The following is a 22,167-nucleotide window of genomic DNA, read 5'->3' as shown; positions in this document are numbered from 1 at the left end:
AGATGACTACCCAGGCTGTTTCTGGTCGCCGTTATTTCACTAAGGCATGGTTGATGGAACAAAAATCGCTGATTGCCCTGCTGGTGCTGATCGCGATTGTCTCTACCATGAGCCCGAACTTTTTTACCGTTAATAACCTGTTCAATATCCTTCAGCAGACATCTGTGAACGCCATTATGGCGGTCGGGATGACGCTGGTGATCTTAACATCGGGGATCGACCTGTCCGTCGGTTCTCTGCTGGCGTTAACCGGCGCCATCGCTGCGTCGATTGTTGGCGTTGAAGTTAACGCGCTGGTGGCCGTGGCCGCTGCACTGGCTGCCGGTGCGGCAATTGGTGCGGTAACCGGTGTGATTGTGGCCAAAGGCCGCGTCCAGGCGTTTATCGCCACGCTGGTTATGATGCTGCTGCTGCGTGGTGTCACCATGGTTTATACCAATGGTAGTCCGGTAAATACCGGTTTTACCGACAACGCCGATCTGTTTGGCTGGTTTGGTATTGGCCGTCCGCTGGGCATTCCTACCCCGGTCTGGATCATGGGGTTTGTCTTCCTGGCGGCGTGGTACATGCTGCACCATACCCGCCTGGGCCGTTATATCTATGCCCTGGGGGGTAACGAAGCGGCAACGCGCCTGTCCGGTATCAGCGTTAATAAAGTCAAAATTATCGTTTACTCTCTGTCCGGCCTGCTGGCGTCACTGGCAGGCATTATCGAAGTGGCGCGTCTCTCCTCGGCACAGCCGACGGCGGGTACGGGCTATGAGCTGGATGCCATTGCGGCAGTCGTGCTGGGCGGTACCAGCCTCGCGGGTGGTAAAGGTCGTATTGTTGGGACCCTGATCGGCGCATTGATCCTCGGTTTCCTGAATAATGGTTTGAATTTGCTAGGTGTTTCCTCCTATTACCAGATGATCGTTAAAGCAGTGGTGATTTTGCTGGCGGTACTGGTAGACAACAAAAAACAGTAACTGACGACACTACAGGACATCTCTGATATGAACATGAAAAAACTGGCTACCCTGGTTTCTGCTGTAGCACTGAGCGCAACCGTGAGTGCGAACGCAATGGCGAAAGACACCATCGCGCTGGTCATCTCTACGCTGAATAACCCGTTCTTCGTCTCCCTGAAGGATGGCGCACAGAAAGAAGCAGACAAACTGGGCTATAACCTGGTGGTTCTGGACTCCCAGAATAACCCGGCGAAAGAGCTGGCTAACGTTCAGGACTTGACCGTTCGCGGTACTAAAATTCTGCTGATCAACCCAACCGATTCCGACGCGGTAGGTAACGCCGTGAAGATGGCTAACCAGGCTAACATCCCGGTCATTACCCTTGACCGTCAGGCAAGCAAAGGTGAAGTGGTAAGCCATATCGCCTCTGACAACGTGCTGGGTGGCAAGATTGCCGGTGACTACATCGCGAAGAAAGCGGGTGAAGGCGCGAAAGTGATCGAACTGCAGGGTATCGCCGGTACCTCTGCTGCCCGTGAGCGTGGTGAAGGCTTCCAGCAGGCCGTTGCTGCCCACAAATTTAACGTCCTGGCGAGCCAGCCCGCTGACTTCGACCGCACTAAGGGTCTGAACGTCATGCAGAACCTGCTGACCGCGCATCCGGATGTTAAAGCGGTATTTGCTCAGAACGATGAAATGGCACTGGGCGCGCTGCGTGCATTGCAGACCGCAGGTAAATCAGATGTGATGGTGGTTGGATTTGACGGCACGCCTGATGGTGAAAAAGCGGTAAATGATGGCAAACTGGCTGCGACCATTGCTCAGCTGCCTGAGCAGATCGGCGTTACTGGCGTGCAGACTGCTGACAAAGTGCTGAAGGGCGAAAAAGTTCAGGCCAAATATCCCGTTGACCTGAAACTGGTCATCAAGCAGTAATATGCAGCTCAGGCAGTAACAGGCTGCCTGAAGGACAACATATAAAGAAAAGTGTGGCATACGCCACCGGGTCACCCCGGTGGCGCTCTCAGATGGACACTCAATTATGAAAACCGCAGGTAAGCTCGTCGTCCTTGGCAGTATTAATGCCGATCACATTCTTAACCTTGATTCATTCCCCTCCCCAGGCGAAACCGTAACCGGTAACCAGTATCAGGTTGCATTTGGTGGTAAAGGTGCCAATCAGGCCGTTGCCGCCGGGCGCAGCGGTGCCAGCATTGCGTTTATTGCCTGTACGGGCGATGACGATACTGGCGAGCGCGTTTGTCAGCAGCTGCAACGCGACAATATCGATATTACGCCAATCAGCGTGGTCAAAGGCGAGTCTACCGGGGTGGCGTTAATTTTCGTCAACGGCGAAGGTGAGAATGTTATCGGTATTCATGCGGGCGCAAACGCCCAACTGACCACCGAAAGGGTGGAGGCGCAGCGTGACATTATTGCAGGCGCTCAGGCTCTGCTTATGCAGCTGGAGTCGCCGGTTGAAAGCGTACTGGCAGCCGCGAAAATTGCGCATGAAAATCATACCACTGTCGTACTTAATCCTGCGCCGGCCCGTGTATTATCAGACGAGCTACTGGCGCTGGTGGATATCATCACTCCTAACGAAACCGAAGCGGAAAAGCTGACGGGCATTCGCGTTGAAAACGACGACGACGCGGCGCGTGCGGCAAAGGCGTTACATGATAAAGGCATCGAAACCGTTATCATCACGCTTGGCAGTCGCGGCGTGTGGGCCAGCGTCAAGGGGGAAGGTCGTCGCGTGGCTGGATTCCGCGTGAAAGCGATCGATACCATTGCCGCGGGCGATACCTTTAACGGCGCGCTGGTGACCGCGCTGCTGGAAGGCTCATCTCTGGACGATGCCATCCGCTTTGCACATGCCGCTGCCGCAATTGCGGTAACCCGTAAAGGTGCTCAGCCTTCCGTTCCGTGGCGTAACGAGATTGATGACTTCTTAAGTCAACAGGGGTAATGCTTGGCTACAATGAAAGATGTCGCCCGCATGGCGGGCGTTTCTACTTCCACTGTCTCCCACGTTGTCAATAAGGATCGTTTCGTCAGTGAGGCGATCAGGGAGAAAGTTGAAGCTGCAGTCAAAGAACTCAACTATGCGCCTTCGGCGCTGGCGCGCAGTCTTAAGCTCAACCAGACGCGCACCATCGGTATGCTTATTACCGCCAGTACCAACCCCTTTTATTCGGAACTTGTTCGCGGCGTAGAGCGCAGCTGCTTTGAACGGGGCTATAGCCTCGTGCTGTGTAATACCGAAGGTGACGAGCAACGTATGAACAGTAATCTGGAAACGCTGATGCAGAAACGCGTCGATGGGTTACTGTTGCTATGCACCGAAACGCATCAGCCGTCGAAGGAGATTATCCAACGCTACCCTTCCGTTCCGACGGTAATGATGGACTGGGCGCCGTTCGACGGCACCAGCGATCTGATTCAGGATAACTCCCTGCTGGGGGGCGATATGGCGACCCAGCATCTTATCGATAAAGGCCATACCCGCATCGCCTGCATTACCGGGCCGCTGGATAAAACGCCGGCACGCCTGCGCCTGGAGGGTTTTCTGGTCGCCATGGCGCGTGCAGGTTTACCCGTCCCGGATGGCTATCAAATTACCGGCGATTTTGAGTTCAGCGGGGGTTACGAGGCGATGCAGACGCTGCTGCAAAAAGCAGAGCGGCCGCAGGCAGTATTTATTGGCAACGATGCTATGGCGGTTGGGGCTTATCAGGCGTTATATCAGGCGGGACTTCGCGTGCCGGACGACATCGCCATTGTGGGTTACGACGACATCGAACTGGCGCGCTATATGACACCGCCGCTCACTACCATTCATCAACCTAAAGATGAACTGGGAGAGCTGGCCATTGACGTGCTGATCCATCGAATGGCGCAACCCGCGCTGCAGCAACAGCGGCTGCAGCTTACTCCTGTTCTGATGGAACGGGGGTCGGTTTAGGTTTGTGACGCTCTTTAATCATGTTGCTGCCATCTTTCGGCTTCAACAACATAAAGACCAGCGCCGAGACCACCGTTAATGCTCCCATCGTTAAAAAGGTATAGTGGAATTGCTCGACGGTATTAGAACCGTCGAAACCTTCATAGAACCGCAGAACCGCCGCACTAACCGCAACGCCCAGACTGATTGAGAGTTGCTGCGCCACGGCCAGCACGCTGTTACCGCTGCTGGCGTTTTCATCGGTGAGGTCCGCGAGGGTGATAGTATTCATCGAGGTAAACTGCGTCGACATCGCCATCCCCAATACAAACAATGGCAAGATCAGCATCCACACTGGCAGCGCCGCAGACTGCAGTGAAAATTGCGCAATCATCACGCCAATGAAGATGGTGACGCCCACCAGGGTTTTACGGTAACCCAACCGGCGCAGTACTTGCGTCACACCTGACTTAGCCAGAATCGATCCCACTGCCGTAGGGGCCATCATGCAGCCCGCGATAAGCGCCGGGTATCCAAAACCTACCTGCAGCATCAACGGCATCAGAAACGGCACACAACCGGTACCGAGACGTGAAGCGATATTGCCGGCAATGCCGACTGAAAAGGTACGGGTGTTGAACAGAGAGAGTGATATGAGCGGTGTGGGATGACGACGCGCGTGACGTATATAAAGAAGAAAAAGCACAACCCCACTGAAGATGACCGACAGCGCTAACCCGCTGGCGACAATCTTTTCGCCAAAAAGCTCCATTCCGCTCGAGAAGAGCACAAGGCTCAGGCCAAACAGGAAGAAACCGCGCATATCAAACTTCCGCCGCGGCGTGGTGAAGTTGGGCATGCACTTACGGGCGTAAAGGAGCCCGGCAATTCCGATAGGAATGTTAATCAAGAATATCCAGTGCCAGCTCGCCCAGGTCACAAACACGCCGCCCAGCACCGGGCCCAGTATCGGCCCAACCAGCCCTGGCATCGTCACGAAATTCAGTACCGGCAACAATTCACTGCGTGGATAGGCCCGTAAGAGTGCCAGACGCGCGACAGGCATCATCATCGCCCCGCCAACGCCCTGAAGCACACGGAAGATAACCAGTTCAGTTAACGATCCTGAGAGCGCGCAGGCCAGCGATCCCAGTGTGAACAGCGATACCGCCACCATAAAGACACGCTGCGTACCGAAACGGTCGGCTAGCCAGCCGCTAACCGGGATTAACATCGCGACCGTCAGGGTATAACTGATAATGGCTGACTGCATCGCCAGTGGAGAGCGATTCAGACTTTCGGCAATGGCGGGAAGCGCGGTGTTAAGGATGGTGGCATCGAGCGCCTGCATAAAGAAGGCCATCGCCGCTATCCACGGCAGGCCGGCCATACTGCGCGCTTTTTTAATGGTCATTCATTGTCCTCTACCTGGCTGGTGCGGCAAGTAATGCCTGACTGGCGCTCAGGGCACGCGGCCCATCGCTCTCGAGAATGGCGTCGACAATGGCCTGATGTAAATCCAGCTTCACCACTTCGTCCTGGGTTATAGAAGTGAAATAGGTGTGATAGATCGAGTGGAACAGCGAAGCGAACGAGGTCAGGAAGGGGTTGCCGCTCATCTCGTAGACATGTTCATGCCAGGCCATATCCACTTCAATCCAGCGTTCACGATTAAACTTCCTCTTCAGTTCCACCATCTCTGCCATCAATGTATTCAGACGTGCTTTCTGCTCTGCCGTTCCCTGCGTTGCGGCCAGCAAGCAAGCCTGAGGCTCCAGGCTGCTGCGCATAACAAGGAAGTACTCAATAACCTGATTAAAGTTTTGTTCGGTCATCCACCAGGAGAGCAATTCCTGATCGAGGAAGTTCCAGTTACTTTGCGGCAATACGCGCGTACCGATACGCGGGCGAGGTAATACCATGCCCTTTGCGGTTAATGTCTTTACGGCTTCCCGAACGGCGGTACGACTAACGCCAAACTGTTCACCGAGCTCCAGTTCACCCGGGAGAATTGTTCCTGGCGCATAGACACCCGTCAAAATTCGCTGGGCTAGCTTCTCTGCCAGCATATAAGAGAGGTTTTTTTGGGCCGCCAGCTGCTGCGCGCTTAATGGCATAACGCATATTCCTTAATTTCTCATGCTATTGAGTATGCCATCAGCAGTGTGATTATGGTGGCAAAAACAGCAAATAGCGCAATTACTGGCGCTGGAATGGTCAATCTGGTGAAAAAAAACACGGTCAGAAACTTTTTTCAAATTTACTCTTGTCACCGCCGAAGAACTCCCTATAATGCGCCTCCACTGACACGGAACAACGGCTTACAGGCCGCCGGGTTAGCGGGGTTCAGAGATGAACGCCAGCAGAGAAAAGCGAAAATAAACGCTTGACTCTGAAAGAGGAAAGCGTAATATACGCCACCTCGCAACGGTGAGCTGAAAGCCGCGTTGCACTGCTCTTTAACAATTTATCAGACAATCTGTGTGGGCACTCAAAGTGACATGGATTCTTAATGTCTTCGGACAATAAATGAATACCAAGTCTCTGAGTGAACACGTAATTCATTACGAAGTTTAATTCACGAGCATCAAACTTAAATTGAAGAGTTTGATCATGGCTCAGATTGAACGCTGGCGGCAGGCCTAACACATGCAAGTCGGGCGGTAACACAGGGAGCTTGCTCCTGGGTGACGAGCGGCGGACGGGTGAGTAATGTCTGGGAAACTGCCTGATGGAGGGGGATAACTACTGGAAACGGTAGCTAATACCGCATAACGTCGCAAGACCAAAGAGGGGGACCTTCGGGCCTCTTGCCATCAGATGTGCCCAGATGGGATTAGCTAGTAGGTGGGGTAATGGCTCACCTAGGCGACGATCCCTAGCTGGTCTGAGAGGATGACCAGCCACACTGGAACTGAGACACGGTCCAGACTCCTACGGGAGGCAGCAGTGGGGAATATTGCACAATGGGCGCAAGCCTGATGCAGCCATGCCGCGTGTATGAAGAAGGCCTTCGGGTTGTAAAGTACTTTCAGCGAGGAGGAAGGCATTAAGGTTAATAACCTTGGTGATTGACGTTACTCGCAGAAGAAGCACCGGCTAACTCCGTGCCAGCAGCCGCGGTAATACGGAGGGTGCAAGCGTTAATCGGAATTACTGGGCGTAAAGCGCACGCAGGCGGTCTGTCAAGTCGGATGTGAAATCCCCGGGCTCAACCTGGGAACTGCATTCGAAACTGGCAGGCTAGAGTCTTGTAGAGGGGGGTAGAATTCCAGGTGTAGCGGTGAAATGCGTAGAGATCTGGAGGAATACCGGTGGCGAAGGCGGCCCCCTGGACAAAGACTGACGCTCAGGTGCGAAAGCGTGGGGAGCAAACAGGATTAGATACCCTGGTAGTCCACGCCGTAAACGATGTCGACTTGGAGGCTGTTCCCTTGAGGAGTGGCTTCCGGAGCTAACGCGTTAAGTCGACCGCCTGGGGAGTACGGCCGCAAGGTTAAAACTCAAATGAATTGACGGGGGCCCGCACAAGCGGTGGAGCATGTGGTTTAATTCGATGCAACGCGAAGAACCTTACCTACTCTTGACATCCACGGAACTTAGCAGAGATGCTTTGGTGCCTTCGGGAACCGTGAGACAGGTGCTGCATGGCTGTCGTCAGCTCGTGTTGTGAAATGTTGGGTTAAGTCCCGCAACGAGCGCAACCCTTATCCTTTGTTGCCAGCGGTCCGGCCGGGAACTCAAAGGAGACTGCCAGTGATAAACTGGAGGAAGGTGGGGATGACGTCAAGTCATCATGGCCCTTACGAGTAGGGCTACACACGTGCTACAATGGCGCATACAAAGAGAAGCGACCTCGCGAGAGCAAGCGGACCTCATAAAGTGCGTCGTAGTCCGGATTGGAGTCTGCAACTCGACTCCATGAAGTCGGAATCGCTAGTAATCGTAGATCAGAATGCTACGGTGAATACGTTCCCGGGCCTTGTACACACCGCCCGTCACACCATGGGAGTGGGTTGCAAAAGAAGTAGGTAGCTTAACCTTCGGGAGGGCGCTTACCACTTTGTGATTCATGACTGGGGTGAAGTCGTAACAAGGTAACCGTAGGGGAACCTGCGGTTGGATCACCTCCTTACCTTAAAGAACCTGCCTTTGTAGTGTCCACACAGATTGTCTGATGAAAAGTAACGAGCAAGACGGCTGCGAAGTCGCGACACTCCGTGTCCCCTTCGTCTAGCGGTTAGGACTCCGCCCTTTCACGGCGGCAACAGGGGTTCGAATCCCCTAGGGGACGCCACTTGCTGGGTGTGAGTGAAAGGCACAACCAATCAGTATCTCAAAACTAACTCAGTGAGTTATGTTTGAGATATTTGCTCTTTAAAAATCTGGATCAAGCTGAAAATTGAAACGACACACATGTTATGTGTGTTCGAGTCTCTCAAATTTTCGCAATCAGAAGTGAAACATCTTCGGGTTGTGAGGTTAAGCGACTAAGCGTACACGGTGGATGCCCTGGCAGTCAGAGGCGATGAAGGACGTGCTAATCTGCGAAAAGCGCCGGCGAGGTGATATGAACCTTTGACCCGGCGATGTCCGAATGGGGAAACCCAGTGCAACTCGTTGCACTATCGTTAACTGAATACATAGGTTAACGAGGCGAACCGGGGGAACTGAAACATCTAAGTACCCCGAGGAAAAGAAATCAACCGAGATTCCCCCAGTAGCGGCGAGCGAACGGGGAGCAGCCCAGAGTCTGAATCAGCTTGTGTGTTAGTGGAAGCGTCTGGAAAGTCGCACGGTACAGGGTGAAAGTCCCGTACACGAAAACACACTTGCTGTGAACTCGAAGAGTAGGGCGGGACACGTGGTATCCTGTCTGAATATGGGGGGACCATCCTCCAAGGCTAAATACTCCTGACTGACCGATAGTGAACCAGTACCGTGAGGGAAAGGCGAAAAGAACCCCGGCGAGGGGAGTGAAAAAGAACCTGAAACCGTGTACGTACAAGCAGTGGGAGCACCCTAGTGGTGTGACTGCGTACCTTTTGTATAATGGGTCAGCGACTTATATTCTGTAGCAAGGTTAACCGTATAGGGGAGCCGAAGGGAAACCGAGTCTTAACTGGGCGTTAAGTTGCAGGGTATAGACCCGAAACCCGGTGATCTAGCCATGGGCAGGTTGAAGGTTGGGTAACACTAACTGGAGGACCGAACCGACTAATGTTGAAAAATTAGCGGATGACCTGTGGCTGGGGGTGAAAGGCCAATCAAACCGGGAGATAGCTGGTTCTCCCCGAAAGCTATTTAGGTAGCGCCTCGTGAACTCATCTTCGGGGGTAGAGCACTGTTTCGGCTAGGGGGCCATCCCGGCTTACCAACCCGATGCAAACTACGAATACCGAAGAATGTTATCACGGGAGACACACGGCGGGTGCTAACGTCCGTCGTGAAGAGGGAAACAACCCAGACCGCCAGCTAAGGTCCCAAAGTCATGGTTAAGTGGGAAACGATGTGGGAAGGCACAGACAGCCAGGATGTTGGCTTAGAAGCAGCCATCATTTAAAGAAAGCGTAATAGCTCACTGGTCGAGTCGGCCTGCGCGGAAGATGTAACGGGGCTAAACCATGCACCGAAGCTGCGGCAGCGACACTTAGGTGTTGTTGGGTAGGGGAGCGTTCTGTAAGCCGTTGAAGGTGTGCTGTGAGGCATGCTGGAGGTATCAGAAGTGCGAATGCTGACATAAGTAACGATAAAGCGGGTGAAAAGCCCGCTCGCCGGAAGACCAAGGGTTCCTGTCCAACGTTAATCGGGGCAGGGTGAGTCGACCCCTAAGGCGAGGCCGAAAGGCGTAGTCGATGGGAAACAGGTTAATATTCCTGTACTTGGTGTTACTGCGAAGGGGGGACGGAGAAGGCTATGTTAGCCGGGCGACGGTTGTCCCGGTTTAAGCATGTAGGCGGAGGTTCCAGGTAAATCCGGTTCCTTTTTAACGCTGAGGTGTGATGACGAGGCACTACGGTGCTGAAGTAACAAATGCCCTGCTTCCAGGAAAAGCCTCTAAGCATCAGGTAACACGAAATCGTACCCCAAACCGACACAGGTGGTCAGGTAGAGAATACCAAGGCGCTTGAGAGAACTCGGGTGAAGGAACTAGGCAAAATGGTGCCGTAACTTCGGGAGAAGGCACGCTGATGTGTAGGTGAAGCCCCTGCGGGTGGAGCTGAAATCAGTCGAAGATACCAGCTGGCTGCAACTGTTTATTAAAAACACAGCACTGTGCAAACACGAAAGTGGACGTATACGGTGTGACGCCTGCCCGGTGCCGGAAGGTTAATTGATGGGGTTAGCGGCAACGCGAAGCTCTTGATCGAAGCCCCGGTAAACGGCGGCCGTAACTATAACGGTCCTAAGGTAGCGAAATTCCTTGTCGGGTAAGTTCCGACCTGCACGAATGGCGTAATGATGGCCAGGCTGTCTCCACCCGAGACTCAGTGAAATTGAACTCGCTGTGAAGATGCAGTGTACCCGCGGCAAGACGGAAAGACCCCGTGAACCTTTACTATAGCTTGACACTGAACACTGGTCCTTGATGTGTAGGATAGGTGGGAGGCTTTGAAGCGTGGACGCCAGTCTGCGTGGAGCCATCCTTGAAATACCACCCTTTAATGGCTGGTGTTCTAACGTAGACCCGTAATCCGGGTTGCGGACAGTGTCTGGTGGGTAGTTTGACTGGGGCGGTCTCCTCCTAAAGAGTAACGGAGGAGCACGAAGGTTAGCTAATCCTGGTCGGACATCAGGAGGTTAGTGCAATGGCATAAGCTAGCTTGACTGCGAGAGTGACGGCTCGAGCAGGTGCGAAAGCAGGTCATAGTGATCCGGTGGTTCTGAATGGAAGGGCCATCGCTCAACGGATAAAAGGTACTCCGGGGATAACAGGCTGATACCGCCCAAGAGTTCATATCGACGGCGGTGTTTGGCACCTCGATGTCGGCTCATCACATCCTGGGGCTGAAGTAGGTCCCAAGGGTATGGCTGTTCGCCATTTAAAGTGGTACGCGAGCTGGGTTTAGAACGTCGTGAGACAGTTCGGTCCCTATCTGCCGTGGGCGCTGGAGAATTGAGGGGGGCTGCTCCTAGTACGAGAGGACCGGAGTGGACGCATCACTGGTGTTCGGGTTGTCATGCCAATGGCACTGCCCGGTAGCTAAATGCGGAAGAGATAAGTGCTGAAAGCATCTAAGCACGAAACTTGCCCCGAGATGAGTTCTCCCTGACTCCCTGAGAGTCCTGAAGGAACGTTGAAGACTACGACGTTGATAGGTCGGGTGTGTAAGCGTAGCGATACGTTGAGCTAACCGATACTAATGAACCGTGAGGCTTAACCTTACAACGCCGAAGCTGTTTCGGCGAAGAGACAGAGACAATTTTCAGCTGTGATACAGATTTAACAGAATTTGCCTGGCGGCTTTAGCGCGGTGGTCCCACCTGACCCCATGCCGAACTCAGAAGTGAAACGCCGTAGCGCCGATGGTAGTGTGGGGTCTCCCCATGCGAGAGTAGGGAACTGCCAGGCATCAAATAAGTGAAGAGCCCATCCGGAAGGATGGGCTTTTTGCGTTCTTATAACGTCATAATTCGCAAAATGCGGATTATTGCGCTGCTAACCACGTCTCAATAAACGACACCAGACTGTCTGTGTCATTCAAATTCACCAATGGAACCTTCAGATCCAGCTGAATATCGCTGGCTACAGCGATAACATGATTATCCAGCGTCAGCTCGCTAAGACTGTGCCCGGCATTACTTCTGAAAAGAATAATCTTCGGTACGGCTTCATGTTTAAACCCCTCGACCAGCACCAGATCCAATATAGAATGATCCATTCTGCTCACCAGGTAATGCAAGTCCAGTGGCTCAGCGCTCGGCGTCTCGGTCATCAACGCCCAACGGTTGTTACTGGCGACCAGCGTTTGCGATGCCCCGGCTTTGCGTAGCTCATAGCTATCTTTACCCGGTATATCTACATCCATATTATGATGCGTGTGTTTAATCAGACCTGGCCGGATCCCTCTGGCACATAGCGCCGGGATCAGTGCTTTTAACAGTGTCGTTTTACCTGTGCCGCTCCAGGCTGCGATGGCCAGAATCGGTGTCATATCGTCCCCTGATGCTTAATGATCTCTTCAATGGTATTGATGTTGATAAATGACGATTTCAGATCGCTGAAATCCACTGCGTGCCCCCCGGATTGACGCAGGAAAACCATGACACGCCGCTCTCCAGCCGCCAGGTAATCCTCTAGTGGTGCTATTAATCTGCGGTGTAACAATGCCACGGCGGGATGGTCACGCTCACCGTCATGCGCCCAGACAACCGGCGCGTCTGCTGCTGCAGATAGAAAGCGCTCCACCAGACTGGCAGGAATGAAGGGGGTATCGCAGGGGCAGAACAGAAACCACTCCGCCTGTGACTGCTGCATCACCGATAACATGCCGGCAAGTGGACCCGGAAAACCAGGCAACCGATCCTGATAAACCGGATATCCACTGGATTGATAAATGTCGAGATTCCTGTTGGCACTGATCGCCAGCGTCGCGACCTGGTAACGCAATGCGTCCGCGACATGCTGCCATAGCGGTTTGCCGTTTAGACATTGTAGACCTTTATCGATCCCGCCCATGCGAGAAGCTTTGCCCCCCGCAAGGATCACGCCGCAGATATTACTCGCCTGGCTCACTAATATCGCCTCTTTTATTGTGGGATTGACCCTGCTAACGTGTCACTCTAAACGAAAGGAGCATCACCATGAAATGTAAACGTCTCAACGAAGTCATTGAACTTCTCCAGCCAGCCTGGCAAAAAGAGCCAGAGCTGAACCTGATGCAATTTTTACAGAAACTGGCTCAGGAGTCAGGTTTTGAGGGCGAGCTGACCGACCTTTCTGACGACATTCTGATCTATCACTTAAAAATGCGTGATAGCGAAAAAGACGCGGCAATTCCGGGGATTAAGAAAGATTATGAAGAGGATTTCAAAACCGCTTTGTTGCGTGCGCGCGGCATAATTAAAGAGTAAAAGCTTGTAAGAGGCACCACCGTTTGCGTCGTTAAATGATATCCTGAATCATTCGTATAATTTCCGGATGATCGGATGAACGACCAGGCTTTCAATTTCCAGACCTTACATCCGGATACCATTATGGATGCACTGTTTGAACAGGGCATTCGTGTGGACTCCGGACTTACTCCCTTAAACAGCTACGAAAATCGCGTCTACCAGTTTCAGGACGAGGATCGCCAGCGCTTCGTGGTGAAGTTTTACCGCCCACAGCGCTGGACTGCTGAGCAAATCCAGGAAGAACATCAGTTTGCGCTCGATCTGCTGGCTGATGAGGTACCGGTCGCCGCCCCCCTTGCCTTCGCTAACCAAACGCTATTAACGCATCAGGGCTTCTCTTTTGCCGTCTTCCCCAGTCTTGGTGGCAGACAATTTGAAGCCGATAACATCGATCAGATGGAGTGGGTGGCGCGCTATCTCGGCCGAATCCATCAGACGGGGCAGAAAAAAGCGTTTAACGTTCGTCCGACTATCGGTACGCAGGAATATCTGCACGAACCGCGGCAGGTCTTCGAGACCTCCTCGCTGATCCCCTCCGCCCTGAAAGTATCTTTCCTTAGCGCGACGGATAAACTTATCGCTGCTGTCTCTGCGCGCTGGGACGACAACGTCAATACGCTGCGACTGCATGGGGACTGTCATGCCGGGAATATTCTCTGGCGAGATGGCCCGTTGTTTGTCGATCTTGATGACGCCCGTATGGGCCCGGCCATTCAGGATCTCTGGATGTTATTGAACGGCGATAAAGCCGAGCAGCGTATGCAGCTTGAAACTATTATCGAAGCATATGAAGAATTTACGCCGTTCGATTCAGATGAAATTGCCCTGATTGAGCCTTTACGCGCCATGCGTTTTGTATATTATCTCGCATGGTTAATCAGGCGTTGGGACGATCCCGCGTTCCCCAGAAACTTCCCGTGGCTTACCGGCGAAGATTACTGGCGTAATCAGATTTCCACCTTTGTTGAACAAGTGAAGGTTCTTCAGGAACCCCCTTTACAATTAACGCCCATGTATTAATCCGACACATCCAGGAGATAAGTGATCATGAAAAAAATATGGCTGGCGCTGGCAGGTATGATTCTGGCATTTAGCGCATCGGCAGCGCAGTTCACCGATGGCAAACAGTACATCACCCTTGAAAAGCCTGTCGCCGGAGAACCTCAGGTGCTTGAGTTCTTCTCCTTCTACTGCCCGCACTGCTATGAGTTCGAGCAGGTTCTCCACGTTTCCGATAACGTGAAGAAAAAACTGCCAGAAGGCACCAAAATGACCAAATACCATGTCGAGTTTCTTGGCCCGTTGGGTAAAGATTTGACGCAGGCATGGGCCGTAGCGATGGCGCTGGGCGTGGAAGATAAAATCACTGCGCCAATGTTCGAAGCGGTGCAGAAAACGCAGACCGTGCAGACAACTGCCGATATCCGTAAAGTCTTTGTAGACGCGGGCGTGAAGGGCGAAGAGTACGATGCTGCCTGGAATAGCTTCGTGGTGAAATCCCTTGTAGCTCAGCAGGAAAAGGCTGCTGCCGACATGCAATTGCGCGGCGTTCCGGCAATGTATGTTAACGGTAAATATCAGCTGAACATGCAGGGCATGGACACCAGCAGCATGGATATTTTCGTACAGCAATATGCTGATACGGTGAAATACCTGGTAGAGAAAAAGTAAAAAAAACAGCCGGTCAATGACCGGCTTTTTTATATTCTGCTTTGAGGTTCTCTATAAGCGCGTCTTTCTCGCTCCATAACGTGTTCAGCCAGAGCTGGAAACGGCGTTTAAAATTCTTGTCGTTAACATAATCCCCGTGCAGTTCCTCCGCCAAAGGCATCAGATTCACACGTACTACAATGCGTGTCAGCTTACCGCTTAGCATGTCAAAGAAAGGCGTCTTATCATTCTCAGGATAACAGAGCGTAACGTTAAGCAACTTATCGAACTGCTGGCCCAGGACATGGACAGCCATAGCGATGCCTGCTGCCTTGGGCGCCAGTAGGTGGCGATAAGGAGAGTGCGTTTGCTGCTGCTTCTCTTCTGTGAAGCGCGATCCCTCCACAAAATTCACGATAGTTGTGGGATGAACACGAAATTTTTCGCAAGAACGCCGGGTAGTGTCGACATCCTGTCCACGCCGTTCAGGATGGCGAATAAGATAACTGCGCGAATAGCGCTTCATAAAAGGCATATCGAGCGCCCAGCATGCCAGGCCCAGAAAAGGAACCCAGGCCAACTGCTGCTTAAGAAAATACTTGTTCATGGGAATATGCGAGCGGAAGAGCACACACAACACTACGATGTCTGCCCAGCTATGATGGTTGCAGATGAGCAAATACCAGTTTTTCTTGTTTAACCTCTCAAGGCCCTGAACATCCCATTTTAAATGGGGGTTGAGTTTGAGCAGAACAGCTAATTGAATCGCCACAGATAATCTAGACACTTCCGAGCCGCTGATAATATTGTTTTTCGTATTCAGTTGGTGGCATATGATCACTCGAACCATGCCGACGCTTACTGTTATAAAACATTTCGATGTAATCAAAAATATCACCGCGAGCTTCTTCTCGCGTTCCGTAGATCTTTTTCTTTATCCGTTCACGTTTCAGTAGCTGGAAAAAACTTTCTGCGACTGCGTTGTCATGACAGTTACCGCGACGGCTCATACTGCCCTCCAGCCCGTGTGATTTCAGGAACGACTGCCACTCATAGCTTGTGTACTGACTGCCTTGATCAGAATGAACCAGCACCTGCTTTTGAGGATTACGTCGCCACACGGCCATCAGAAGTGCATTCAGGACAATATCCTTTGTCATCCGGGGCTGCATTGACCAGCCAATAACTTTGCGCGAGAACAGGTCAACAACCACAGCCAGATACAGCCAGCCTTCGTGAGTCCGGATGTAGGTGATGTCCGTTACCCAACGCTCATCCGGTGCTTCCGGGTTGAACTGCCGCTGGAGCCTGTTGGGCGTCACGATGCTGGTTTCACCCTTACGTGCCCGTGGGCTACGGTACCCGACCTGAGCCCTTATCCCGGCACGCTTCATCAGTCGCCAGACACGGTTAACTCCGCACTGTTGTCCGGTATCCCGCAGGTCGAGGTGGATCTTGCGATAACCATAAACGCAACCCGACTCCAGCCAGAACTGCTTTATCAGCCCCGTCAGCCTCAGGTCAGCATGATGCCGCCGTGAATCCGGCTGCTGAAGCCAGGCGTAAAAACCACTCGGATGCACATCCAGCACCCGACAAAGCAGTCGGACAGGCCAGCAATAGGTGTTGTCACGGATAAAGGCGTACCTCAGTCGGACAGCTTTGCGAAGTACGCCGCGGCTTTTTTTAATATGTCCCGTTCGTCGGTAACCCGCTTCAGCTCTTTCTGGAGGCGTCGGATCTCAGCCTGAGCGTCTGACTGGACTTTATTGGTTGAGGAATCCGGGCCATATGCCTTTATCCAGGCATAAAGACTGTGGGTGGTGATACCGAGACGTGTTGCCACGCTGGAAACAGAATGGCCGCGATCAACAACCTGTTTTACCGCTTCAATTTTAAACTCTTCGGGATAACGCTTACCGCTCATGGGCACCTCTCTTTAAGTCATCTTAAATGACTCTGAGGTGTCTGTTAAACCCGTGGCGATTCAAATCCTTCGCACCAGCAATACATCATGAAATTGCAAAAAGTAGAGACTGCGCGCCATACGCCCGGTAACGGCATTAGCAATTTAATGACGCCGGCAATGATGATCGGCACAGAACAGGCGATGGTGAGCAGAATAGTTAATGCGACACTGATCAACAGTATTATCGCAGCGAGCAGTCTCGACATGATTAGTATTTTCAAAGAGTTACGTGAGTGTCGCCCTCTGGTGCAGGCGCAGGGCGCTGATTTTACCAGAAATCAGGCAAAAGAACGGTGGTTTAACGTGGGGCAGTGAGGAAAACGCTGTTGTAGCGGAGGTTTATTCTGTTTATTTAGGCTGGCGTAGTTAATATCCACATGGAGTAAATAGTCGCCAGGTCCGTTAATCTGTCCGGGATCGAAATATAAGCAACTGATAAATAATGATTAATATATTTATAAGGATCGCGGATACGGAGAGTTATCCAGGCTGCCAGAAACTACACACAAACTTATCCACAGGCAAGATTTGCGAACGATCCCGACGATCGCAAAATCTTTGTCTGTATTAGGCCTGAAAAACTGATGTTTTCATCCTGATGTGGCATCCTTTATCCATAAATTACTCAAAGGCACGGACACTATGGTTCAGATCCCAGAAAACCCTCTTATTCTCGTCGACGGCTCTTCATACCTGTATCGGGCGTATCATGCGTTTCCTCCTCTGACCAACAGCGCCGGAGAGCCTACCGGCGCAATGTACGGCGTGCTGAACATGCTGCGCAGTTTAATCATGCAGTATCAACCCAGCCACGCGGCTGTGGTCTTTGATGCCAAGGGTAAAACCTTCCGTGATGAGCTGTTTGAGCACTACAAATCTCACCGTCCGCCAATGCCAGACGATCTGCGCGCGCAAATTGAACCGCTGCACAAGATGGTTAAAGCGATGGGTCTGCCTTTAATGGCGGTATCGGGTGTTGAAGCAGACGACGTGATTGGTACCCTGGCGCGTGAAGCCGAAAAAATGGGTCGTCCGGTTCTGATTAGTACGGGTGATAAAGATATGGCGCAGCTGGTTACGCCAGGGATCACCCTCATCAATACCATGACCAACACGATTCTGGGGCCAGAAGAGGTGGTCGCAAAATATGGTGTACCGCCAGAGTTGATTATCGATTTCCTCGCTCTGATGGGCGACTCCTCGGATAATATTCCCGGCGTACCGGGTGTGGGTGAGAAAACCGCCCAGGCATTGCTGCAGGGGTTAGGCGGGCTGGATACGCTCTACGCAGAATCGGACAAAATTGCCGGTCTCACCTTCCGTGGTGCGAAGACCATGGCGGGTAAGCTTGCCGATAACAAAGAGGTGGCCTATCTCTCTTATAAGCTGGCTACCATTAAAACCGACGTAGAACTAGAGCTGGGCTGCGAACAGCTTGAAGTACAACAGCCTGCAGCAGATGAACTGCTGAGTCTGTTTAAACAGTATGAATTCAAACGCTGGAGCGCAGACGTAGAAGCGGGTAAATGGCTGCAGGCGAAAGGGGCAAAACCCGCGGCGAAGCCGAAAGAGACAATTGCGGTAGATGCTGAAGAGCAGGCAGAAGAAGAAGCCGTGACGCTCTCGTTTGAACACTACGAAACGGTTCTCGAAGAGTCACGATTGGTCGCCTGGATCGAGAAATTAAAAAATGCGCCGGTTTTCGCATTTGATACCGAAACCGATAGTCTCGATAACATTTCAGCCAATATGGTAGGCCTGTCGTTTGCGACGGAGCCGGGCATTGCGGCCTATGTTCCTGTGGCACATGACTACCTGGATGCCCCGGATCAGATCTCTCGCGAACGAGTGCTTGAGCTGCTGAAACCTATTCTGGAAGATGACAAAGCGCTGAAGGTCGGACAAAACCTGAAGTATGACCGTGGCATACTGCAAAATTACGGTATTGAGCTTCGCGGTATCGCCTTCGATACCATGCTGGAATCCTACATTCTGGATAGTGTGGCGGGCCGTCATGATATGGATTCGCTATCTGACCGCTGGCTGAAGCATCAAACCATCACCTTCGAAGCGATCGCCGGTAAGGGTAAGAATCAGCTTACCTTTAACCAGATTGCGCTTGAAGAAGCGGGCCGTTATGCCGCAGAAGATGCGGATGTTACCCTGCAGCTGCATCTGAAAATGTGGCCAAAACTGCAAAAGCAGGCAGGCCCAATGAACGTATTCCAGCATGTAGAGATGCCGCTGGTGCCGGTGCTTTCCCGTATTGAACGCAACGGCGTTAAAATTGACCCAACGGTACTGCATAACCATTCTGGCGAGCTGGCGCAGCGCTTGACGGAGCTCGAGCAAAAAGCCCATGAGCTCGCCGGCGAGCCGTTTAATCTCTCTTCGCCTAAACAGTTGCAGACTATCCTGTTTGAGAAGCAGGGAATTAAACCGCTGAAGAAAACGCCGGGCGGCGCACCATCGACGTCAGAAGAGGTGCTTGAGGAGCTGGCGCTGGACTACCCGCTGCCGAAAGTGATTCTGCAATATCGCGGGCTGGCGAAGCTGAAGTCGACCTATACCGACAAGCTGCCGTTGATGATCAATCCCAAAACCGGACGAGTGCATACCTCGTACCACCAGGCGGTGGCGGCGACAGGTCGTTTATCCTCCACCGATCCTAACCTGCAAAATATCCCGGTACGTAACGAAGAGGGGCGACGTATTCGCCAGGCATTTATTGCTCCGGAAGATTACGTGATCGTCTCAGCGGACTACTCGCAAATTGAGCTGCGCATTATGGCGCATCTGTCGCGTGATAAAGGCTTGATGACGGCGTTTGCTGAAGGCCAGGACATTCACCGCGCAACGGCCGCCGAAGTCTTTGGTCTGCCGCTGGAGAGCGTGACGAACGAACAGCGTCGCAGCGCTAAAGCGATCAACTTCGGTCTGATCTATGGTATGAGCGCTTTCGGCCTGTCGCGTCAGCTGAACATTCCGCGTAAAGAGTCCCAGCGGTATATGGATCTGTACTTTGAACGTTATCCTGGTGTGCTGCAGTACATGGAACGCACCCGCGCCCAGGCGAAAGAGCAAGGCTATGTCGAAACGCTCGATGGCCGACGCCTGTACCTGCCGGATATCAAATCCAGCAATGCGGCGCGTCGTGCCGGCGCAGAGCGTGCGGCGATTAACGCCCCGATGCAGGGCACCGCAGCGGATATTATTAAGCGCGCGATGATCGCCGTCGATGCGTGGCTGGAAAAGGAAAAGCCGCGGGTGCATATGATCATGCAGGTACACGATGAACTGGTCTTTGAGGTACACAAAGACGATCTCGAGGCGGCAACGCATAAGATCCATGAATTGATGGAAAACAGCATGAAACTGGATGTTCCGCTGCTGGTGGAAGTAGGAAGTGGCGAAAACTGGGATCAAGCTCACTAAACATACTGGGGGAAAAGGGAATTTCCTGTAAGTAAGCAACATAACTAAGCACTTTTTGTGACGATCATTCGATTTACCTATGTAAAGAATGAAAAAAAACTACAAAAAGTGCTTTGTCTATAACCCAAAAAAGAGTAGAGTTAACGACGTAGGGTACAGAGGTAAGATGTTCTATCTTTCAGACCTTTTACTTCACGTAATCGGATTTGGCTGAATATTTTAGCCGCCCCAGTCAGTAATGACTGGGGCGTTTTTTATTGGGGCAAAGAAAATATTTGAGCCAAAAAAAGCGCGGACATCGCCGCGCTGATTATCACTCTTCCGCTTCTGTCGCGGGTTCCAGCTCGTTATACCAGCTATCTAACTTCTCACGCAGCTTATCCACGCCTTGCTTCTTCAGAGAAGAAAACGCTTCAACCTGAACATCGCCGTTAAAGGCCAGTACTGCCTCGCGCACCATATTCAGCTGCGCCTTACGTGCTCCGCTGGCCAGCTTGTCAGCTTTGGTTAACAAAACTAGCACCTGGATATCGCTCTCGACGGCCCAGTTGATCATCTGCTGATCGAGATCTTTAAGCGGATGACGGATATCCATCAGTACCACTAACCCTTTCAGGCACAGACGTTTTTCCAGATACTCACCGAGCGCGCGCTGCCATTTCAGCTTCATCTCTTCCGGAACTTCTGCATAGCCGTAGCCAGGCAAGTCGACCAGGCGTTTACCTGGCGCCACTTCGAACAGGTTAATAAGTTGCGTACGCCCCGGCGTTTTAGAAGTACGGGCAAGGCTTTTTTGATTGGCCAGCGTGTTCAGGGCGCTGGATTTCCCCGCGTTTGACCGGCCGGCAAATGCCACTTCAAGACCAGTATCAGCAGGCAAATGACGGATATCAGGCGCACTCAGAACAAAATGCGTCTGGTGATAATTCAGCTTGGTCACGTGGTTGTCTCCAGAAATTCGTAACGTTGAGGGGGATTATACCTGAACAGAACAAAAAGGCTTTTCCCATTGGCACTGGCTCTGTAAGTAAAAACCATAAACTTTGTAAGAGATATGCCATTCAGCCTATGGGAGATTTCAGAGAAATCGTAGGGCATATGAAAATCAAAATGATTAAAATCAGGTGATTAGGTATTCAGCCAATTCTGAAATTAAGCGTTAAATAACGCGAGTGGCTTGTTAGTTTACTTCAGGACGGTAAAGTATCTTTCAACGGCGAGGATGCCAACAGGATACGGACTTAAGGATAAGGGTCAGGAGCGCCAGGAGGCGAAGACTCAGGATAGTCAGGATGACGAACGCCTGGAGGCGTTTAAAAGGAAAGGGAACATATCACGGACGGTATCTGCTAACGGAAAAACAGGGTTTGTTGAAGGCATACACGGAACGTGAGACCCGATAAGGGTAAGAGTCAGGAAAAAAGGCGACAGATTGCTCTGTCGCCTTTTTTCTTTGCTTGCTTTCTGCTAGATTTCGCCGCAATTCTATACTGAAGAAAACGACGTAAAAGACAAAACACCATGAAAAAACCGACCTCTGCAGCAGGTGCTAAGCGCCCCGCAAAAGCCCGACGCAAAACGCGTGAAGAACTGAATCAGGAAGCACGCGATCGTAAGCGCGATAAAAAGCATCGTGGTCATGCTGCGGGCAGTCGTGCCAGCGGAAGCGGTGCATCCGGTTCTTCTGCGAAGAACAAACAGCAGAAAGATCCACGTATTGGCAGTAAAACTCCCATTCCACTGGGCGTGACCGACACCCCAGTCACTAAGCAGCACAAACCAAAGAGCGAGAAACCTATGCTTTCACCGCAGGCTGAGCTGGATATGCTGGAGAACGATGAGCGCCTGGACGCGCTGCTGGAACGTCTTGAAGAGGGTGAAGCCCTGACCGCCGAAGAGCAGTCCTGGGTAGATGCTAAACTGGACCGCATCGACGAACTGATGCAGAAGCTTGGTCTGTCTTACGACGACGAAGAAGAAGAAGACGAAGAAGAAGAAAAGAAAGAAGATATGATGCGTCTTCTGAAAGGTGGAAATTAACATTTGCACCCGGCAGGTACAGTTGTCCTGCTTATAACCCTTCCGGTTGTATGTTATCT

At 52.1% G+C, this 22,167-nt stretch carries 17 protein-coding genes, 1 tRNA gene, 3 rRNA genes and 1 pseudogene; 14 read left to right on the top strand and 8 right to left on the bottom strand.

Features of this window, described 5'->3' with window-relative positions:
* The first annotated feature begins 2 nt into the window (after window positions 1-2).
* From rbsC to rbsR, 4 genes are all read left to right on the top strand, one after another.
* On the top strand, window positions 3-968 hold the full coding sequence (gene rbsC, locus JZ655_RS21040) for a ribose ABC transporter permease (protein ID WP_040077688.1): 966 nt from the start codon (window positions 3-5) through the stop codon (window positions 966-968).
* 27 nt (window positions 969-995) lie between these two features.
* Complete coding sequence (gene rbsB, locus JZ655_RS21035) at window positions 996-1,886, top strand: ribose ABC transporter substrate-binding protein RbsB (RefSeq protein ID WP_040077687.1); 891 nt, start codon at window positions 996-998, stop codon at window positions 1,884-1,886.
* A gap of 106 nt (window positions 1,887-1,992) precedes the next feature.
* The gene (gene rbsK, locus JZ655_RS21030; protein WP_040077686.1) at window positions 1,993-2,922 is read left to right on the top strand and encodes a ribokinase; all 930 of its coding nucleotides are present in this window, start codon (window positions 1,993-1,995) and stop codon (window positions 2,920-2,922) included.
* 3 nt (window positions 2,923-2,925) lie between these two features.
* The gene (rbsR, locus tag JZ655_RS21025; RefSeq protein WP_207292666.1) at window positions 2,926-3,918 is read left to right on the top strand and encodes a ribose operon transcriptional repressor RbsR; all 993 of its coding nucleotides are present in this window, start codon (window positions 2,926-2,928) and stop codon (window positions 3,916-3,918) included.
* Here the strand turns inward: rbsR and mdtD are convergent.
* Together mdtD and JZ655_RS21015 are read right to left on the bottom strand one after the other, a co-directional pair.
* Window positions 3,884-5,311, bottom strand: coding sequence for a multidrug transporter subunit MdtD (gene mdtD / locus JZ655_RS21020; RefSeq protein ID WP_046886372.1), 1,428 nt, complete (start codon window positions 5,309-5,311; stop codon window positions 3,884-3,886). The two genes, rbsR and mdtD, sit on opposite strands and share 35 nt — an antisense overlap.
* A 10-nt stretch (window positions 5,312-5,321) precedes the next feature.
* Entirely contained in the window at window positions 5,322-6,014 is a 693-nt protein-coding gene (locus JZ655_RS21015; protein WP_040077682.1) for a FadR/GntR family transcriptional regulator, read from the bottom strand.
* 478 nt (window positions 6,015-6,492) lie between these two features.
* Between JZ655_RS21015 and JZ655_RS21010 the strand changes: the two genes are divergently transcribed.
* The 4 genes from JZ655_RS21010 to rrf all read left to right on the top strand — a co-directional run bounded on the left by JZ655_RS21010 (window position 6,493) and on the right by rrf (window position 11,470).
* Window positions 6,493-8,032: ribosomal RNA gene (locus JZ655_RS21010) — 16S ribosomal RNA — on the top strand.
* An 87-nt stretch (window positions 8,033-8,119) separates the two neighbouring features.
* Window positions 8,120-8,194, top strand: a tRNA-Glu gene (locus JZ655_RS21005).
* A 183-nt stretch (window positions 8,195-8,377) separates the two neighbouring features.
* Window positions 8,378-11,283 (top strand): 23S ribosomal RNA (locus JZ655_RS21000).
* Between the two features lie 71 nt (window positions 11,284-11,354).
* Window positions 11,355-11,470: ribosomal RNA gene (gene rrf, locus JZ655_RS20995) — 5S ribosomal RNA — on the top strand.
* Together the 16S, 23S and 5S rRNA genes with 1 tRNA gene alongside form the textbook arrangement of a ribosomal RNA operon.
* A gap of 76 nt (window positions 11,471-11,546) precedes the next feature.
* On the opposite strand, the gene mobB is transcribed toward rrf, so the two are convergent.
* Both mobB and mobA read right to left on the bottom strand, forming a co-directional pair.
* Window positions 11,547-12,053, bottom strand: coding sequence for a molybdopterin-guanine dinucleotide biosynthesis protein MobB (mobB, locus tag JZ655_RS20990; protein WP_207292665.1), 507 nt, complete (start codon window positions 12,051-12,053; stop codon window positions 11,547-11,549).
* Entirely contained in the window at window positions 12,050-12,577 is a 528-nt protein-coding gene (gene mobA, locus JZ655_RS20985) for a molybdenum cofactor guanylyltransferase MobA (RefSeq protein WP_425352496.1), read from the bottom strand. The genes mobB and mobA overlap by 4 nt, the downstream gene beginning before the upstream one ends.
* Before the next feature lie 125 nt (window positions 12,578-12,702).
* On the opposite strand from mobA, the gene JZ655_RS20980 reads away from it, so the two are divergent.
* From JZ655_RS20980 to dsbA, 3 genes are all read left to right on the top strand, one after another.
* Window positions 12,703-12,972 (top strand): YihD family protein, encoded by a 270-nt coding sequence (locus JZ655_RS20980; protein ID WP_046886168.1) that lies wholly within the window; start codon window positions 12,703-12,705, stop codon window positions 12,970-12,972.
* A gap of 75 nt (window positions 12,973-13,047) precedes the next feature.
* Window positions 13,048-14,034 (top strand): serine/threonine protein kinase, encoded by a 987-nt coding sequence (locus JZ655_RS20975; protein ID WP_207292663.1) that lies wholly within the window; start codon window positions 13,048-13,050, stop codon window positions 14,032-14,034.
* 27 nt (window positions 14,035-14,061) lie between these two features.
* On the top strand, window positions 14,062-14,685 hold the full coding sequence (gene dsbA, locus JZ655_RS20970; protein WP_046886170.1) for a thiol:disulfide interchange protein DsbA: 624 nt from the start codon (window positions 14,062-14,064) through the stop codon (window positions 14,683-14,685).
* Window positions 14,686-14,698: 13 nt separating this feature from the next.
* Here dsbA and JZ655_RS20965 read toward each other — a convergent pair whose 3' ends face one another.
* From JZ655_RS20965 to JZ655_RS21470, 3 genes and pseudogenes are all read right to left on the bottom strand, one after another.
* Window positions 14,699-15,514, bottom strand: coding sequence for an acyltransferase (locus JZ655_RS20965; protein ID WP_242637287.1), 816 nt, complete (start codon window positions 15,512-15,514; stop codon window positions 14,699-14,701).
* A protein-coding gene (locus JZ655_RS20960; RefSeq protein ID WP_160435769.1) for an IS3 family transposase occupies window positions 15,444-16,591 on the bottom strand; the annotation gives its coding sequence in 2 pieces (ribosomal slippage) (window positions 15,444-16,354 and window positions 16,354-16,591; 1,149 coding nt in all). Before JZ655_RS20960 ends, JZ655_RS20965 begins: the two co-directional genes overlap by 71 nt.
* A gap of 65 nt (window positions 16,592-16,656) precedes the next feature.
* Window positions 16,657-16,839: pseudogene (locus JZ655_RS21470) on the bottom strand (acyltransferase); the annotation flags it as partial.
* Between the two features lie 436 nt (window positions 16,840-17,275).
* Here JZ655_RS21470 and polA point away from each other — a divergent pair.
* Window positions 17,276-20,068: a DNA polymerase I gene (gene polA, locus JZ655_RS20950; RefSeq protein ID WP_207292661.1), complete on the top strand. Its 2,793-nt coding sequence runs from the start codon at window positions 17,276-17,278 to the stop codon at window positions 20,066-20,068.
* A gap of 166 nt (window positions 20,069-20,234) precedes the next feature.
* Window positions 20,235-20,282, top strand: a complete 48-nt coding sequence (gene spfP, locus JZ655_RS21715; RefSeq protein WP_071892919.1) for a small protein SpfP — start codon at window positions 20,235-20,237, stop codon at window positions 20,280-20,282.
* A 99-nt stretch (window positions 20,283-20,381) separates the two neighbouring features.
* Here the strand turns inward: spfP and yihA are convergent, their stop codons facing one another.
* Window positions 20,382-21,008 carry a ribosome biogenesis GTP-binding protein YihA/YsxC gene (yihA, locus tag JZ655_RS20945; protein WP_207292660.1) on the bottom strand — a complete coding sequence of 209 codons (627 nt, stop codon included), beginning with the start codon at window positions 21,006-21,008 and terminating at the stop codon, window positions 20,382-20,384.
* A 581-nt stretch (window positions 21,009-21,589) separates the two neighbouring features.
* On the opposite strand from yihA, the gene yihI reads away from it, so the two are divergent.
* On the top strand, window positions 21,590-22,108 hold the full coding sequence (yihI, locus tag JZ655_RS20940; RefSeq protein ID WP_046886174.1) for a Der GTPase-activating protein YihI: 519 nt from the start codon (window positions 21,590-21,592) through the stop codon (window positions 22,106-22,108).
* Window positions 22,109-22,167: the final 59 nt, after the last annotated feature.

The sequence above is a fragment of the Leclercia pneumoniae genome, from assembly GCF_017348915.1.
GTDB classification, from domain to species: domain Bacteria; phylum Pseudomonadota; class Gammaproteobacteria; order Enterobacterales; family Enterobacteriaceae; genus Enterobacter; species Enterobacter pneumoniae.
This window is presented reverse-complemented; position numbering and strand designations above follow the sequence as displayed.